Source organism: Amycolatopsis sp. CA-128772 (genome assembly GCF_002904295.1).
Classification (GTDB): Bacteria; Actinomycetota; Actinomycetes; order Mycobacteriales; family Pseudonocardiaceae; genus Amycolatopsis.
In genome coordinates, this window is sequence record NZ_PPHG01000022.1 from 168,930 (window position 1) to 182,360 (window position 13,431).

The window sequence follows — 13,431 nt, forward strand, 5'->3', positions numbered from 1 at the left end:
GAGTGCATGGGCACGATCACCGAAGTCGTGGACGTGGAAGTCCCCGTTTCGACCGCCTACAACCAGTGGACGCAGTTCGAGGAATTCCCGCAGTTCATGGAAGGCGTCGAGGAGATCCGCCAGATCGACGCCACCCATACCCACTGGGTGACGCGGTTCGGTGGCGTGACGCGCGAATTCGACGCGACGATCACCGAACAGCACCCCGACGAGCGGGTCGCCTGGACGTCCGACTCCGGCCCGGACCACGCCGGCGTCATCACCTTCCACCGGCTCGACGACTCGCACACCCGGGTGACCGCCCAGATGGACATCGATCCCGAGGGCTTCGCCGAGAACGTCGCCGACAAGCTCGGCGTGCTCGACCGCCGGGTGAAGGGCGATCTCAAGCGGTTCAAGGAGTTCATCGAACAGCGCGGCGGCCGCGAGACCGGCGCCTGGCGCGGCGATGTGGACCGCCCGGGGCAGTAACCCGTTCCGGGTGAGATCCGGCGGCGGGGCGGGTGGATCCCGCCCCGCCGCGTTTCGCGTCCGGGAACCCTCGGGTACGCCCCCGGCATGACGACCACCACGGCCGGCGTTCCCGCACTGGAGCTGAACAACGGCGTGCGCATCCCGCAGTTCGGGTTCGGCGTGGCCGGCATCCCGCCCGAGGAGACCACCCGGGCCGTGCGGACCGCGCTGGGACTGGGGTACCGCCACATCGACACCGCGCAGCTGTACCGCAACGAGGCGGCGGTGGGTGCGGCGATCGCCGAGTCCGGGCTGGCCCGCGAAGACGTGTTCGTCACCACGAAACTGGCGAACGACGCGCACGGCCACGACAACGCGATCACCGCGCTGGAAGGCAGCCTGCGCCGTTTCGGCTTCGACCACGTCGACCTCTACCTGATCCACTGGCCGCTGCCGGCCCGGGACAACTACGTCCGGACCTGGCTGGGCTTCGACGACCTGCTGCGGGCGGGCAAGACCCGCGCCATCGGCGTTGCGAACTTCCAGCCCGCGCACCTCGACCGGCTGGCCGCGGAGACTCCCGCCGTGCCGTCGGTGAACCAGATCGAACTGCACCCGGCGCTGCAGCAGGCCCCGCTGCGCGAGTACCACCGGGCGCACGGCATCGCCACCGAGGCGTGGAGCCCGCTCGCCCGCGCCGAAGTCCTCGGCGACAGCGTGCTCGCCGGCCTGGCGGAGAAACACGGGCGGACGGCCGCGCAGGTGGTGCTGCGCTGGCACGTCCAGCTCGGGAACATCGTGTTCCCGAAGTCGGTCTCACCCCGGCGGATGCGGGAGAACCTCGACGTGTTCGGCTTCGAGCTGGACGAGGGGGACATGGCGGCGATCGGCCGGCTCGACGCCGGCCGCCGCACCGGACCGGACCCGGACACCTTCACCGCGTGACGACGGCGTTTCCCTGTGCGACCTGCCGGGTATTCCTCCGGCAAGGTCCCCCAGGAAGGAGCGTCCGCATGACCACGAACGCGTATCTGTCGTTCCTCGCGATCGGTATCGCGCTGGTCCTCGTCGACGGGCAAGTCATCTACCGCAGCGGCCGCCGGTACCTGGAAAACTCCTACGGTGACCCGGCGGCGGGCGCGTCGATGACGCGCCTGGTCACCGTGCTGTTCCACCTCGCGACGCTGGGGGTGCTGGCGCTGATCTCGACCATCGACATGGGCGGCAGCGACCTGCCCGGCGTGGTCGGGCGGATCGGCGTGCTGCTGCTGATCCTTGCCGTGGCCCACGCGATCACCCTCGGTGTGCTGGCCCGCATCCGCGGTGAGCAGGAGGTGGAGGCGGTCGTCCAGCGCGGCCCCCGCCAGCGCCTGGAGCCGGAGCAGGGCACGACGGTGGCTCCGGTCACCCCGGTGCCGGGTCAGGACGGCCGCTACCCGGCCGCCGGCCCGTCGCTGGAGAACCGGTCCCCGTACACGGCGCAGTAACGCCGCACAGCGGCCGAAGGGCGGTGCTTCCCCGGGGAAGCACCGCCCTCGGCGTGCGTGCGGTCAGGCGGTGCCGGGCCGGGCGGCGGGCAGGTCGACCTCGGTGTGCCGCGTGGCGAGCGTCTTCGCCAGGTCGGCCAGCTTGACGTTGAGGTCCTGGGACGCGCGGCGCAGCACGTCGAAGGCCTCGTCGGCGGTGATGCCGCGGCGCTGCATCAGGATGCCCTTGGCCTGGCCGATGACGTCGCGGCTGTCGACCGCCCGGCGCAGGTGCGCCGACTCCAGCTCGGCCGAAGCCACGGCTTCGGTGTGGGCGAGCGCGAGCGAGGCGTGCGTCGCCAGCAGCAGCGCGATGTCGATCGCCGGCCCGCCGAACGCCCCGGGCGTGCGCGAGTAGATGTTGAGCGCGCCGGACAGGCGCGGCGGCCGGGCGTCCGGCAGCAGGGCCGTGGCCAGCACCGAGTGGTAGCCGTGCCGGGCGGCGGCCGGGCCGAACGCCGGCCAGCGCGGATCGCGGCCGAGGTCCTGCGACCAGCCGAACGCCGGGCCGTCCGGCCGGGCCGATTCGACGCACGGGCCTTCGCGGTGGTCGTACTGCACCTGGTCGAGCTGTTCGGCGACCGGATCGGTCCCGACCGGCGTGTGGAACGTGCCGTTCGCGTCACGCAGGGTGACGCTGACCAGGTCGGCGTCCGGGACGAGCGCGGCCGCGGCCCCGACGACCAGCTTGAGCACCCCGGCGACGGTCGGCGTCGCGTCGAGCAGGGTCCGCGTCAGGTCGGCGAACTGCCGCGCCAGCAGACCCGGCGCCAGGTCGCCGTCCCGGCCGAACCAGGTCCGTTCCCGGGCCCACTCTTCTTCGCCGACGCTCATCGGTTCTCGCTGCCTTCCGTCGGGGTGGCGGACCCCCCATTCAACCCGATGCCGGCGGGTTCAGGGCGGCCCGGGCCCGGTCGACGAATCCCGGCCCCGGCCAGAGCTGGTCGGCCTGCGGCACCCGGTCGGCCAGGTCCGGGTGCGGGAGGGTCGCCGCGGCCTCCCGGGCTTCGAGCACCTCCCGGCCCAGTTCGGCCTGGCGGCCGGGGGAGCAGGTGCGCCCGATTTCGGCCACCACCGCGGGCCCTTCGTCGCGGACGTGCCGGCGGACGGCCCGGATCAGGCCGCCCAGCAGGCGTTCGAACCGGGTCTCCTGCGGCCCGGCGCCCTCCAGCTGCCGCATCAGGCGGTCCGCCTCGGCCAGGTCGCCGCCACCGTCGAGGAACGGCTCTTCGGCGACGGTGTGCCGGATGACCTCCGCGATCAGGTGGTCGGCGAGGTCCTTGCGGTTCTCCGGGCTGCCCTGGCCGAGCTCGAGCTCGGTGCAGAGCCGGTCGAGCTCGCGGTGGTCACCGGCGAGGACGGTCGTCAGGTCGGTTGCGGGCGGGCTGCCGTTCATGCACTCTCCTGGTCCGGACGTGGGTTTTCGAAGGAATACCCGCTGCTCCGCGGCCGAATCCCGTGTCGGCCGCGGCCCGGACGGGTACTTCCCAGGCGAACCCCGGCTCCCGAGGAGGACGACCATGGCAGCGCCGGCACCGGTGCCCGAACGCGAACGCAAGTACGAGATCGTGGCGGGCAGCGGCATCCCGCACCTGGTCGGCGTCGGTGGCGTCGCCACCCAGGAGGACCCGGTGGAGCACGTGCTCGACGCGTCCTACTACGACACCGCGAGCTACCGGCTGGCCCGCGGCGGCATCACCCTGCGGCGGCGCGTCGGCGGGCCCGACGCCGGCTGGCACCTCAAACTGCCGGTCTCGGCCGACGAACGGCAGGAGGTGCAGGTCCCGCTGGGCGGCGACCCGCACAAGGTGCCCGGCCGGCTCCGCCGCCTGGTGCGGGCGTACACGCTGGGGGAGAAGCTGGTGCCGGTCGCGCACCTGCGCACCGACCGGTTCTCCCACCGGCTCGCCGGCGCCGACGGGACCACGATCGCCACCCTCACCGACGACCACGTCACCGGCGAGGCCGGCGGCGCGACCGCGCGGCTCGACGAGTGGCGTGAGCTGGAACTGGAGCTCGACCCGGGAACCGACCCCGCACGGCTGCGCGAGTTCGACCGCGCGCTGAAGAAGGCCGGGGTGACGGCGGCGCCGTGGCCGTCGAAGCTGCGCCGGCTGCTCGGCGACCGGCTGCCGGCGCCGCCCCGGGCCGGCAGGAAGCCGTCGGCGGGCGACGTCGTGCTGGCGTCGCTGCGCGAGCACCGCGGCCGGTTGCGCCGGGCGGACGTCGGCGTGCGGCTGGACGTCGAGGACTCGATCCACCAGATGCGCGTCGCGACCCGGAAGCTGCGGAGCACCCTTCGCATTTTCGGGTCCGTCGTCGACAAGAAGGCGACGGCGTCACTCGTGGCCGAGCTCAAGTGGCTCGGCGGGCAGCTGGCGCCGGCGCGGGACACCGAGGTCACCGAGGAGCGGCTGCGCGCGCAGCTCGGCGACGTGCCGTCGGAGCTGGTGTTCGGGCCGGTCCGCCAGTTCCTGACGCGGTATTTCGCCCGCGAAGCGGAGGAGGGCCGGACCCGCGCGATGGCGGCGTTGACCGGCAAGCGCTACCTCGAACTCTTGCGTGCGCTGGACGCCGTGCTGGAGGAGCCGCCGCTGACCGCGAAGGCGGGTAAGCCCGCGAAGGCCGGCCTGCGCAAGCCGCTGCGGAAGATCGCCAGGAAGCTGAGCCAGGCCGAGGCGGCGGCGCACGGCCTGACCGGCGACGAGCTCGGAACGGCCCTGCACGCTGTCCGCAAGAAGGCCAAGCAGGCCCGCTACGCGGCCGACACCGTGAAGCCGGTGTACGGGAAGAAGCTGCGGGAGTGGCGCAAGAACGTCAAGGCCGTCCAGGAGACCCTGGGCTCGCACCAGGACACCGTGGTCGGCCGGGACGTGCTGCACCACCTCACCATCGCCGGCCACGGCGAAGGACAGAACACGTTCACGTTCGGGATGCTGTACGCCCAGGCCGCCGGCCGGGCGGCGGACCTGCGCGGGACGTTCGCACGGCAGTGGCGGCGGCTGCGCAAGGGCGGCCGTCCCGGCTGGCTCGGCTGAGAGCGGCGGGATAGGAGGCGGCCCGCCGGGCCGCCTCCTAGCCTTCGCCGGTGAGCTTCCCGCGCAGCTGCTCCAGGGTCTGCGAGAGCAGCCGGGAGACGTGCATCTGGGAAATGCCGACCCGGTCGGCGATCTGGGTCTGGGTCAGCCCGCCGAAGAACCGCATCACCAGGATCGCGCGCTCGCGCTTCGGCAGTTCCTGCAGCAGGGGCTGGAGGGCCTCGTGGTTCTCGACCATGGCCATCTCGTGGTCCGGTTCCCCCATGGTGTCCGCCAGCGACAGCGCCTCGGCGTCGTCGTGCACCGGCTTGTCGACCGACAGCGCCTGGTAGGCGTTGCCGGCGAGGAGCCCTTCGCGGACTTCGTCGACGTCCAGGCTCAGGTGCTCGGCCAGCTCGGTCGGCGTCGGGGCGCGGCCGAGGCGCTGCGAGAGCACCGCCGAGCCCTGGCTCAGCGACAGGTGCAGCTCCTTGAGCCGCCGCGGGACGCGGACGGACCAGCCGGTGTCCCGGAAGTGCCGCCGGACCTCGCCCATGATCGTCGGGACGGCGAAGGACAGGAAGTCGTGGCCCCGGGTGGGGTCGAACCGGTCGACGGCGTTGATCAGGCCGATCCGCGCCACCTGAACCAGGTCCTCCCGGGGCTCACCGCGGCCGGAGAACCGGGTCGCGATGTGCTCGGCCAGCGGCAGCAGCTCCGTCACGAGCTTGCTCCGCACGACCTCCCGTCGCGGGTCGTCGGTGTCGAGCTCGCCCAGCTCGGCGAACAGCGGTTCGCAGTGGGCGTATTCGTCCGGGCGGTGGAGGAGGGTTTTCCGCTCGCTGCTCACGCGCTCGTTCCCGGGTTGAGCACCAGCTCGATCGTGACGATGCCCGCACCCCCACCGGGAAGCGCATCGCAGTGCGCGGTCACCGACCGGCTCAGGGTGGTCAGCACGTGCCAGCCGAACGTGCGGTCGCTCGGCGGCCGCGGGTCGCTGGAGCGGGTGGAGACGATGACGTGCAGGCCGTCCGGCGCGAGCCGGAAGCGGCACTGCAGCTGGGACCCGAGTTCGGCCAGCTGGACGAGCTGCGCGCACGCTTCGTCGACCGCCATCTTGGCGTCGGCGATGGCGTCCAGCCCGAAGTCCGCGCGTGACACCACGCCGTGCGTGAGCATCCGGACCAGGGGAATCTGCTCCGCCATCGCGGGGAGCCGCAGCTCGACGAGTTCGTCGAGCAGCTCCTCGACGGTCGGCTTGCCGCCGAACGAGCTGTCGCTTCGAATTTCTTCCATGCGGGAGGTACTACCCATCTGGGGGAAAGCGGACACGTCGTGATCAGGGGTTTCGGGTTTGGTCACCGGCCCAGCGCCCGTTCGAGTTCCTTCTTGGTCATCGTCGAGCGGCCGTTGATGTTGCGTTTCTTGGCTTCGTTGTACAGCTGGGCCTTCGTCGGCCCGCCCGGACCCTTGCGGTTGCCGGACCGTTCGCCGCCGCGCTGCTGCGGCGACTTGTCCTTGAGCGAGGTCTTGCTGGCCTGCCGGGACTCACCCGACTGCGCGCGGTTCTTGTTGACGGTCCGGGCCGCGATCTCCTTGGCCCGTTTCGTGCTCGCCCCGCGGTCCTCGGCCGAGTCCTTGATGTGCTCGTACTGGCGTTCGCGCTTGCCGCTCCACGACTGAGGCATGCCGCTCCCTTCGTCTCGCGGGGTGAGTACCCGCCTGATCACCCGGCAAACGTCGCGCTCGCGCGGTTACCCACCGCAGCACAGGGGTACGCGAGGGGCTGACGGAGAGGAGACGCCGATGCGGATCGGCTACACCCTGATGACCGAGCAGGCCGGCCCGAACGACCTGGTCCGGTACGCCGCCGGGGCGGAGCAGGCCGGCTTCGACTTCGAGGTGATGAGCGACCACTACTCGCCCTGGCTGGCCGAGCAGGGGCACGCGCCCTACGCCTGGAGTGTTCTCGGCGCGGTCACCCAGGTGACCGAGCGCGCCGAGCTGATGACCTACGTGACGTGCCCGACCATGCGCTACCACCCGGCGGTGGTGGCGCAGAAGGCGGCGACCGTCCAGGCCCTCTCGGGCGGCCGGTTCACCCTGGGGCTCGGTGCGGGGGAGAACCTCAACGAGCACGTGGTCGGCCGCGGCTGGCCCGGGGCGAACGTCCGGCACGAGATGCTCGCCGAGGCCGTCCAGATCATCGGCGGCCTGTTCGACGGCGGCTACTTCGACTACGACGGCAAGCACTTCCGCGTCGACTCCGCGAAGCTGTGGGACCTGCCGGAGACGCGGGTGCCGATCGGGGTCGCGGTGTCCGGTTCGCAGTCGATCCGGCGGTTCGCGCCGGTCGCCGACCTGATGATCGCCGTCGAGCCGAAGAAGGAACTGTCGCAGGAGTGGGACGCCACCCGGCTCGGCCCGCCGACCCGCAAGGTCGGGCAGCTGCCGGTGTCGTGGGGCACCGACTCCGGCGCCGCGGTCCGGCGCGCGCACGAGCAGTTCCGGTGGTTCGCCGGCGGCTGGAAGGTCAACGCCGAGCTGCCGGGACCGGCCGGGTTCGCCGGGGCGACGCAGTTCGTCCGCGAAGAGGACGTCGCCGGCTCCATCCCGTGCGGCCCGGACGTCGAACCGATCGCCGAGGCGGTGCGGGAGTTCGCCGAGGCCGGCTTCACCGACGTCGCGCTGGTCCAGATCGGCGGCGACCAGCAGGAGGGCTTCCTCGACTTCGCCGAAAAGGAACTGCTCCCGGCCCTGCGCGGGTAGGCCCGCGGCGCCGGCGGTCAAGCCGGCGCGGGGGCGGGCCGGCGTTCGGCCACCGCGAGCCGCCGGTCCGCCCCGGTCACCCGCAGCGCCCGCCGGACGACCGCGTTCGGCCCGGTGACGACGAGCAGCTCGGTCCCGCCCTGCTCGGCCTGCAGCGCGGCGTGCAGCAGGGCCCGGACGCCCGCCACGCCCAGGAAGTCCACTTCGGACAGATCGACGGCCAGCCGGGCCGGCGTCGCCCACAGGCGGTCGGACAGCAGCGTGGCCAGATCGGCCGCCGTGACGCTGTCGAGGTCACCGCGCGCGGTCACCAGTACCGCGTGCGGGGCCGGCCACGTCGTGCGCAGCCGGAGGCCCGGGTGCCGGGCTTGGGGCAGGTTCATGGCGGTTCGCCACCGTCCTGGTGCGGCGCGGGCCCGCGGCGCCGCGCTCGGGGAGATCGGGCGGCTGCTGGTTGAACCGGTCCACCGAGCCTAGCTGCGGGTGTACGGCCCGCAACCGTCGTTGCTCCGAACGGGCGCGTGGCGCGCGGCGGCGGTGACCGCTCGTGCCCGACGCCACCGGGATGCAGTAATCTCGCGCTGGACCCGTTAAAGCGCTAGCGGCCCACTAGTGGCGCGCGCCCGGGTCCTCCCTGGTCCAGAGCGCCCTGAGGAAAGAAGGGGCGTCACCAGGATGACGGGCGGCGATGAGCGGCTCTCCGCACGGCTGGACGAAGTCACGCTCGCGATGGAGTCGCTGACCGCGATGCTGGACAGCGAACTCGATCTCGGCCAGATGCTGCAGGCGGTCTGCGACCACGCCGTGCAGGTGGTGCCGGGGGCCGACATGGCGAGCATCACTCTGGTGCGTGACGGCGTGCCGGAGACGGTGGCCAGCACCGACCAGCGGGCGGTCAACTTCGACCGCGAGCAGTACCGCATCGGTGACGGGCCGTGCCTGCGCGCGGCCGAGACCGGGCAGCCGGTCCGGGTCGGCGTCGGCGCGGCGGGGGACCTGTGGCCGCAGTTCGTCTCTTCGGCCGAAGAGCTCGGCGTGGCCAGCTTCCTCGCCGCGCCGCTGACGGTGGACGAGGACATGTCGGGCGCGGTGAACCTGTTCGGCTTCGGCGAGCACGGGTTCAGCGAGCTGGGCACCAAGATCCTGGAGCTCTACACGGCGACCGTGGTGATCGGCCTGCGCAGCGCCCGCCGCTACTTCGCGGCCCGCGAGCTGGTCGACCAGCTCAACCGGGCGCTGGAGACGCGGGCGGTGATCGACCAGGCCAAGGGCATCCTGATGGCCGCGCACCGGATCACGGCGGAGGAAGCGTTCCAGCGGCTGGTGAAGCGCTCCCAGGACGGCAACCGAAAGCTGCACGAGGTGGCGGCGGAGTTCGTGACGGCGGTGGCGACGACCACGTCCTGACCTAGCCGGCGGGCACCTCGTCCGGAGGGGCCTCCGACCCGACGGCGGGCGGTTCCGTGCGGTGCTTGCCGCGCTGGCACGTCGTGCAGACCAGGGTGCGGCCGAGCACGGACCCGTCGTCGGCGACGACCTTGGCCACGTGCATCGTCGGGAAGCCGCACACCTCGCAGGGCAGGGACCCGTCTTCGCGGCTGATGCGGAGCTGGGTGCCCATCCGGCCTCCTGTGTGACGTGGGTCTCACCACCTTGCCCGCGTCCGGGCGGAGACCCCGGTGAATTCACTCGTTCGGCCTAGCCGGCGCCGGATCCGGTCGCCTGTTCGGTGACTCCTGTGTCGCCTGCGGTGATCCGGGGTAACCCGCCCGCGAACGGTTCACCGGGGATCACCCGAGGGGAGCGAACATGCGAGACAAGCGCAACGACCTGCGGCCGGTGGCGGACCTGCTGATCGACGGCGGGGACTCGCCGGACCAGGAGCGGCTGCGGCGCAAGGCGGCCCGGACCGTCGCGGCGCGCGCCAAGGACCCCGAAGACTGCGCACGGCTGCTGGAGATGCTCGGGCTGCACCGGAGCGGCCGCCGCGCCAGCGACGTCGCCTGACGCGGACGGGGAGGACGACATGGCCCGACCGGTGTGGAGCGGCGCGCTGAGCCTGGGACTGGTCACCGTGCCGGTGGAGCTGTACCCGGCGGTGGCGGACCACACGATCCACTTCCACCAGTTCGAACGCGGGACGTCGGACCGGATCCGCAACCGCCGGGTCAACGAGCGGACCGGCGACGAGGTCACCCAGGACGAGATCGTCAAGGGCTACGACCTCGGCGGCGGGGACCACGTGCTCGTCGAACCGGACGAGCTGGACGAGATCGCGCCCGAGCGGTCCCGCCGGATCGACATCGAGCAGTTCGTCGAGCTCGACGAGATCGACCCGTGGTTCTTCGACAAGACGTACTGGCTCAAGCCGGCGAAGGAGGACTTCGCCAAGGCCTACGGCCTGCTGCTGCAGGCGATGGACCGCAGCGAGAAGGCCGGCGTGGCGAAGTTCGTGCTGCGCGGCAAGGAGTACCTCGCCGCGATCCGCGCCGGCGAAGACGTCATGGTGCTCAACACGCTGCACTTCGTCGCCGACCTGCGCAAGCCGAAGGACGTCATGGGCAAGCTGCCGCAGCTGCCGAAGCCGCGGCCCAAGGAACTCGACATGGCGCTCGCCCTGGTCGACGAGATGACCGCGCCCTGGAAGCCCGAGGACTACCGCGACGAGTACTCCAAGCGCGTCGAAGACCTGATCAAGGCGAAGGAAGCGGGCAAGGAGATCGCCCACGAGGAGGAGCCGGAGCCCTCGGCCGACGTCGTGGACCTGTTCGAGGCGCTGTCGCGCAGCGTCAAGAACCGCAAGAGCGGCGGCAAGGCACCGAAGAAGAAGGCGGCCGGGCCGGAGAAGCCCGAGCTCTCCGAACTGTCCAAGGCGGATCTCGACAAGCTGGCCCGCGAGCAGGGCGTGAAGGGGCGCTCGAAGATGTCGCGGGCCCAGCTGGAAAAGGCGCTGAAGGCATCGTGAGCGGGCCCGGCTGCGGAGCTCGTCGAAGCGCCGGCGGACCAGGGCGGCCCGCGGTTCGTCGCGGACGGCGAGATCGTGGCGTTCGCCCGCGGGGACACGAGCTTCGCCGCGCTGCAGCCGCGGATCCACGTCAGCGACCCCGACCGCGCCCGCGCGACCGGCGTGCGGGTCCACTACCTGTTCGACCTGCTGTACTTCGACGACCACGACTCGACCGGGCTGCCGCTGCGGCAGCGCAAGGCGTTGCTGTGGGACGCGTTCGGCTTCGCAGACCCCCTGCGGCTGTCAGCGCACGGCAACACCGAAGGCGAGCGGTTCTACGCGGAAGCGTGCCGGCGCGGCTGGGAGGGCGTCATCGCCAAGCTGGCGGACGCGCCGTACCACCACGGGCGCTCACCCGACTGGCTGAAGTTCAAGTGCGCCCAGGGGCAGGCACTGGTCATCGGCGGCTTCACCGACCCGGCAGGGCGCCCGCCACGGCTTCGGTGCCCTCCTGCTCGGCTACCACGAGGACGGCGGCCTGAAGTACGCCGGCAAGGTCGGCACCGGCTTCGACGGGAAACTGCTGACGTCGCTGCACGCGCGGCTGCAGGAGCGGGAGACCGCGCGGTCGCCGTTTCGCCGGGCTGCGCGAGGACAAGAAGGCGGCCGACGTCGTACGGGAGTACGCGTGAAGACTTCCCACCCGGACAAGGTGTACTACCCCGAAGACGGCCTGACCAAGGGCGACGTCGTCGGTACTACCGCACGGTCGCCGACGTCATGCTGCCGCACCTGCGCGGCCGCCCGCTGACCCTGCGGCGGTTCCCCGATGGCATCGGGAGACCGGGCTGGTTCCAGAAGCACCCGGGGGAGCACTTCCCGGACTCGATCCGGACCGAGCGCGTCCCGCGCCGCGGCGGTGGCACGGACGATTACGTCGTCTGCGAGGACGCGGAAACGCTGGCCTACCTGGCGAACCAGGGGACGCTGGAGTTCCACGTCTGGCTGTCCACGGTGGACGCCCCCGAGCGGCCCGACCGGCTGGTGCTCGACCTCGACCCGCCGGAGGGCACCCCGGTCGCCGAGCTGCGCGCGGTCGCCCGGTGCATCCGTGACCAGTACGAGCGGGTGGGCCTGACGGCGTTCGTGCAGGCGACCGGCGGGCGCGGCTTCCACGTGCTGGCACCGCTGGACGCGAAGTCGGACACCGAAACCGTGCTCGAGCTGTCCCGCGCCCTCGCCGACCGGGTTGCGGACGCCGACCCCGGCCGGCTGACCACGGCCCAGCGCAAGGACAAGCGCGGCGACCGGATCTTCCTGGACGCCAACCGCAACGGGTACGCGCAGACGTTCGTCGCCCCCTACTCCCTGCGGGCCCGCCCGGGCGCGGCGGCCGTGACCCCGCTGGACTGGCGGGAGCTGGGCGGCGCCGACCCGGCCGGCTGGGCCCCGACGAAGGAGAAGCGCCGGCTGGCGCGCAAGGAAGACCCCTGGCGGAACCTGAACCAGCACGCCGCCTCGGCGGAGGCGGCGCTGAAGCAGCTCACTTGAGCAGCTTGCCTGCGGCCTTCAGGTCGGCGACGAAGGCCGCGTAGGCGTCGTCGCGGTCCGGCGCCCGCAGCACGGCCGACGGGTGGACCGTCGCCACCGCCGAGGGCACCAGCTCGGCCACGTCCGCCGGCGCTTCCACCGCCTCGCCGCGGTGGGCGGTGAGCCGGAACTTCGGGCCCAGCAACGACTGCGCGGCCGTAGCGCCCAGCAGCAGCACCAGGTCCGGGCGCACCGCGCGCAGCTCGGCCAGCAGCCACGGGCGGCAGGCGACCACCTCAGTGCGGCCCGGCTTCTGGTGGATCCGGCGCTTGCCGCGCTCGTCGCGCTTGAACTTGAAGTGCTTGACCGCGTTCGTGACGTACAGCGACCGCCGGTCGAACCCGGCTTCCTCGAAGGCGCGGTCCAGGAGCTTCCCGGCGGGCCCGACGAACGGCTCGCCCGCGAGGTCCTCCTTGTCGCCCGGCTGCTCGCCGACGACGAGGACCCGCGCCCCGGCCGTCCCTTCGCCGAAGACGGTCTGCGTGGCGTCCTGGTACAGGGGGCACCCGTGGCAGCCGGACGCCGCCGACCGCAGGCGGTCCAGGTCGGTGGTGTCCGGCGGCTCGGCGCCGCGGGAATCCGGCATGTGCCGGGAAATTCCCCGGGCGGGCCGCGGGTAAACCCGCCGCACCCGGGTAGCCGGAGGGAGAACGGCTCACAGAAGGGAGTTCACGATGACCACCGCACGCGACATCATGACGTCGGACGCGACCTGCGCCCGCGAGTCGGACACCGTGCACGACGCCGCGGTCACCATGGCGCAAAAGGGCGTCGGTGCCCTGCCGATCTGTGGTGAGGACAACCGCCTGAAGGGCATGGTCACCGACCGCGACATCGTGGTGAAGGTGCTGGCCGAGGGGAAGGACCCGCGGGCCGTCCACGTCGGCGAGCTGGCCCAGGGCGAGGTCGTGACGATCGGCGCGGACGACGACGCCCAGGAGATCCTGCGGACGATGTCGGAGCACCGCGTCCGCCGGCTGCCCGTGATCGACGGGCACGACCTGGTCGGCATCGTCGCCCAGGCCGATGTGGCCCGGGCGCTGTCGAACCCGACCGCCGGTGAGCTCGTCGAGGCGCTGTCCTACGACTGAGTGCGTCACCCCGCAACGCAGTGCGGCCGCCCACGTCA

At 72.3% G+C, this 13,431-nt stretch carries 18 protein-coding genes and 2 pseudogenes; 12 read left to right on the forward strand and 8 right to left on the reverse strand.

From position 1 onward, the window contains the following. The first annotated feature begins 6 nt into the window (after positions 1 to 6). The 3 genes from C2L59_RS09400 to C2L59_RS09410 all read left to right on the forward strand — a co-directional run bounded on the left by C2L59_RS09400 (position 7) and on the right by C2L59_RS09410 (position 1,940). The gene (locus tag C2L59_RS09400; protein ID WP_103349116.1) at positions 7 to 471 is read left to right on the forward strand and encodes an SRPBCC family protein; all 465 of its coding nucleotides are present in this window, start codon (positions 7 to 9) and stop codon (positions 469 to 471) included. Positions 472 to 558: 87 nt separating this feature from the next. Next, complete coding sequence (locus tag C2L59_RS09405; RefSeq protein WP_103349117.1) at positions 559 to 1,398, forward strand: aldo/keto reductase; 840 nt, start codon at positions 559 to 561, stop codon at positions 1,396 to 1,398. 68 nt (positions 1,399 to 1,466) lie between these two features. Then, positions 1,467 to 1,940, forward strand: coding sequence for a hypothetical protein (locus tag C2L59_RS09410; RefSeq protein ID WP_103349118.1), 474 nt, complete (start codon positions 1,467 to 1,469; stop codon positions 1,938 to 1,940). A 63-nt stretch (positions 1,941 to 2,003) separates the two neighbouring features. On the opposite strand, the gene C2L59_RS09415 is transcribed toward C2L59_RS09410, so the two are convergent. Beyond that, positions 2,004 to 2,813, reverse strand: coding sequence for a GAF and ANTAR domain-containing protein (locus C2L59_RS09415; RefSeq protein ID WP_103349119.1), 810 nt, complete (start codon positions 2,811 to 2,813; stop codon positions 2,004 to 2,006). Between the two features lie 40 nt (positions 2,814 to 2,853). Then, positions 2,854 to 3,375: a hemerythrin domain-containing protein gene (locus C2L59_RS09420; protein ID WP_103349120.1), complete on the reverse strand. Its 522-nt coding sequence runs from the start codon at positions 3,373 to 3,375 to the stop codon at positions 2,854 to 2,856. Between the two features lie 124 nt (positions 3,376 to 3,499). Here C2L59_RS09420 and C2L59_RS09425 point away from each other — a divergent pair, with 124 nt between their 5' ends. Then, positions 3,500 to 5,017, forward strand: coding sequence for a CYTH and CHAD domain-containing protein (locus C2L59_RS09425; protein ID WP_103349121.1), 1,518 nt, complete (start codon positions 3,500 to 3,502; stop codon positions 5,015 to 5,017). Between the two features lie 37 nt (positions 5,018 to 5,054). On the opposite strand, the gene C2L59_RS09430 is transcribed toward C2L59_RS09425, so the two are convergent. From C2L59_RS09430 to C2L59_RS09440, 3 genes are all read right to left on the reverse strand, one after another. Then, positions 5,055 to 5,846, reverse strand: a complete 792-nt coding sequence (locus C2L59_RS09430) for a SigB/SigF/SigG family RNA polymerase sigma factor (RefSeq protein ID WP_103349122.1) — start codon at positions 5,844 to 5,846, stop codon at positions 5,055 to 5,057. Continuing rightward, a complete protein-coding gene (locus C2L59_RS09435; RefSeq protein ID WP_103349123.1) occupies positions 5,843 to 6,292 on the reverse strand; it encodes an ATP-binding protein in 450 nt (149 codons plus the stop codon). Before C2L59_RS09435 ends, C2L59_RS09430 begins: the two co-directional genes overlap by 4 nt. A 62-nt stretch (positions 6,293 to 6,354) precedes the next feature. Further along, positions 6,355 to 6,684, reverse strand: a complete 330-nt coding sequence (locus C2L59_RS09440) for a plasmid stabilization protein (RefSeq protein WP_103349124.1) — start codon at positions 6,682 to 6,684, stop codon at positions 6,355 to 6,357. Between the two features lie 118 nt (positions 6,685 to 6,802). Here C2L59_RS09440 and C2L59_RS09445 point away from each other — a divergent pair, with 118 nt between their 5' ends. Next, a complete protein-coding gene (locus C2L59_RS09445) occupies positions 6,803 to 7,765 on the forward strand; it encodes a TIGR03557 family F420-dependent LLM class oxidoreductase (protein ID WP_103349125.1) in 963 nt (320 codons plus the stop codon). A gap of 17 nt (positions 7,766 to 7,782) precedes the next feature. Here the strand turns inward: C2L59_RS09445 and C2L59_RS09450 are convergent, their stop codons facing one another. Continuing rightward, positions 7,783 to 8,148 carry an STAS domain-containing protein gene (locus C2L59_RS09450; protein WP_103349126.1) on the reverse strand — a complete coding sequence of 122 codons (366 nt, stop codon included), beginning with the start codon at positions 8,146 to 8,148 and terminating at the stop codon, positions 7,783 to 7,785. 292 nt (positions 8,149 to 8,440) lie between these two features. Here C2L59_RS09450 and C2L59_RS09455 point away from each other — a divergent pair, with 292 nt between their 5' ends. Continuing rightward, the gene (locus C2L59_RS09455) at positions 8,441 to 9,172 is read left to right on the forward strand and encodes a GAF and ANTAR domain-containing protein (RefSeq protein WP_103349127.1); all 732 of its coding nucleotides are present in this window, start codon (positions 8,441 to 8,443) and stop codon (positions 9,170 to 9,172) included. A 1-nt stretch (position 9,173) separates the two neighbouring features. Here C2L59_RS09455 and C2L59_RS09460 read toward each other — a convergent pair whose 3' ends face one another. Beyond that, positions 9,174 to 9,386 carry a hypothetical protein gene (locus tag C2L59_RS09460; RefSeq protein ID WP_103349128.1) on the reverse strand — a complete coding sequence of 71 codons (213 nt, stop codon included), beginning with the start codon at positions 9,384 to 9,386 and terminating at the stop codon, positions 9,174 to 9,176. A 188-nt stretch (positions 9,387 to 9,574) separates the two neighbouring features. Here C2L59_RS09460 and C2L59_RS09465 point away from each other — a divergent pair, with 188 nt between their 5' ends. The 5 genes and pseudogenes from C2L59_RS09465 to C2L59_RS09480 all read left to right on the forward strand — a co-directional run. Continuing rightward, entirely contained in the window at positions 9,575 to 9,772 is a 198-nt protein-coding gene (locus C2L59_RS09465; protein WP_103349129.1) for a hypothetical protein, read from the forward strand. Positions 9,773 to 9,791: 19 nt separating this feature from the next. Continuing rightward, entirely contained in the window at positions 9,792 to 10,730 is a 939-nt protein-coding gene (locus C2L59_RS09470) for a Ku protein (protein WP_103349130.1), read from the forward strand. Positions 10,731 to 10,805: 75 nt separating this feature from the next. Further along, positions 10,806 to 11,087 (forward strand): annotated as a pseudogene (locus C2L59_RS48710) (ATP-dependent DNA ligase); the annotation flags it as partial. A 163-nt stretch (positions 11,088 to 11,250) separates the two neighbouring features. Beyond that, positions 11,251 to 11,523, forward strand: coding sequence for a hypothetical protein (locus C2L59_RS48715; protein ID WP_233223374.1), 273 nt, complete (start codon positions 11,251 to 11,253; stop codon positions 11,521 to 11,523). Positions 11,524 to 11,525: 2 nt separating this feature from the next. Continuing rightward, positions 11,526 to 12,263: pseudogene (locus C2L59_RS09480) on the forward strand (DNA polymerase domain-containing protein); the annotation flags it as partial. Here C2L59_RS09480 and C2L59_RS09485 read toward each other — a convergent pair. Continuing rightward, positions 12,256 to 12,888: a UdgX family uracil-DNA binding protein gene (locus tag C2L59_RS09485; RefSeq protein ID WP_103349131.1), complete on the reverse strand. Its 633-nt coding sequence runs from the start codon at positions 12,886 to 12,888 to the stop codon at positions 12,256 to 12,258. The pseudogene C2L59_RS09480 and the gene C2L59_RS09485 sit on opposite strands and share 8 nt — an antisense overlap. Before the next feature lie 88 nt (positions 12,889 to 12,976). Between C2L59_RS09485 and C2L59_RS09490 the strand changes: the two genes are divergently transcribed. Next, positions 12,977 to 13,393: a CBS domain-containing protein gene (locus tag C2L59_RS09490; protein ID WP_103349132.1), complete on the forward strand. Its 417-nt coding sequence runs from the start codon at positions 12,977 to 12,979 to the stop codon at positions 13,391 to 13,393. Positions 13,394 to 13,431 lie beyond the last annotated feature (38 nt).

Excerpts from the sequence above, each read along its gene's own strand:
- C2L59_RS09400 (WP_103349116.1), top strand. The coding sequence starts at position 7 with ATGGGCACGATCACCGAAGTCGTGGACGTGGAAGTCCCCGTTTCGACC.
- C2L59_RS09405 (WP_103349117.1), top strand. The coding sequence starts at position 559 with ATGACGACCACCACGGCCGGCGTTCCCGCACTGGAGCTGAACAACGGC.
- C2L59_RS09410 (WP_103349118.1), top strand. The coding sequence starts at position 1,467 with ATGACCACGAACGCGTATCTGTCGTTCCTCGCGATCGGTATCGCGCTG.
- C2L59_RS09415 (WP_103349119.1), bottom strand. The coding sequence starts at position 2,813 with ATGAGCGTCGGCGAAGAAGAGTGGGCCCGGGAACGGACCTGGTTCGGC.
- C2L59_RS09420 (WP_103349120.1), bottom strand. The coding sequence starts at position 3,375 with ATGAACGGCAGCCCGCCCGCAACCGACCTGACGACCGTCCTCGCCGGT.
- C2L59_RS09425 (WP_103349121.1), top strand. The coding sequence starts at position 3,500 with ATGGCAGCGCCGGCACCGGTGCCCGAACGCGAACGCAAGTACGAGATC.
- C2L59_RS09435 (WP_103349123.1), bottom strand. The coding sequence starts at position 6,292 with ATGGAAGAAATTCGAAGCGACAGCTCGTTCGGCGGCAAGCCGACCGTC.
- C2L59_RS09440 (WP_103349124.1), bottom strand. The coding sequence starts at position 6,684 with ATGCCTCAGTCGTGGAGCGGCAAGCGCGAACGCCAGTACGAGCACATC.
- C2L59_RS09445 (WP_103349125.1), top strand. The coding sequence starts at position 6,803 with ATGCGGATCGGCTACACCCTGATGACCGAGCAGGCCGGCCCGAACGAC.
- C2L59_RS09450 (WP_103349126.1), bottom strand. The coding sequence starts at position 8,148 with ATGAACCTGCCCCAAGCCCGGCACCCGGGCCTCCGGCTGCGCACGACG.
- C2L59_RS09455 (WP_103349127.1), top strand. The coding sequence starts at position 8,441 with ATGACGGGCGGCGATGAGCGGCTCTCCGCACGGCTGGACGAAGTCACG.
- C2L59_RS09460 (WP_103349128.1), bottom strand. The coding sequence starts at position 9,386 with ATGGGCACCCAGCTCCGCATCAGCCGCGAAGACGGGTCCCTGCCCTGC.
- C2L59_RS09465 (WP_103349129.1), top strand. The coding sequence starts at position 9,575 with ATGCGAGACAAGCGCAACGACCTGCGGCCGGTGGCGGACCTGCTGATC.
- C2L59_RS09470 (WP_103349130.1), top strand. The coding sequence starts at position 9,792 with ATGGCCCGACCGGTGTGGAGCGGCGCGCTGAGCCTGGGACTGGTCACC.
- C2L59_RS09485 (WP_103349131.1), bottom strand. The coding sequence starts at position 12,888 with ATGCCGGATTCCCGCGGCGCCGAGCCGCCGGACACCACCGACCTGGAC.
- C2L59_RS09490 (WP_103349132.1), top strand. The coding sequence starts at position 12,977 with ATGACCACCGCACGCGACATCATGACGTCGGACGCGACCTGCGCCCGC.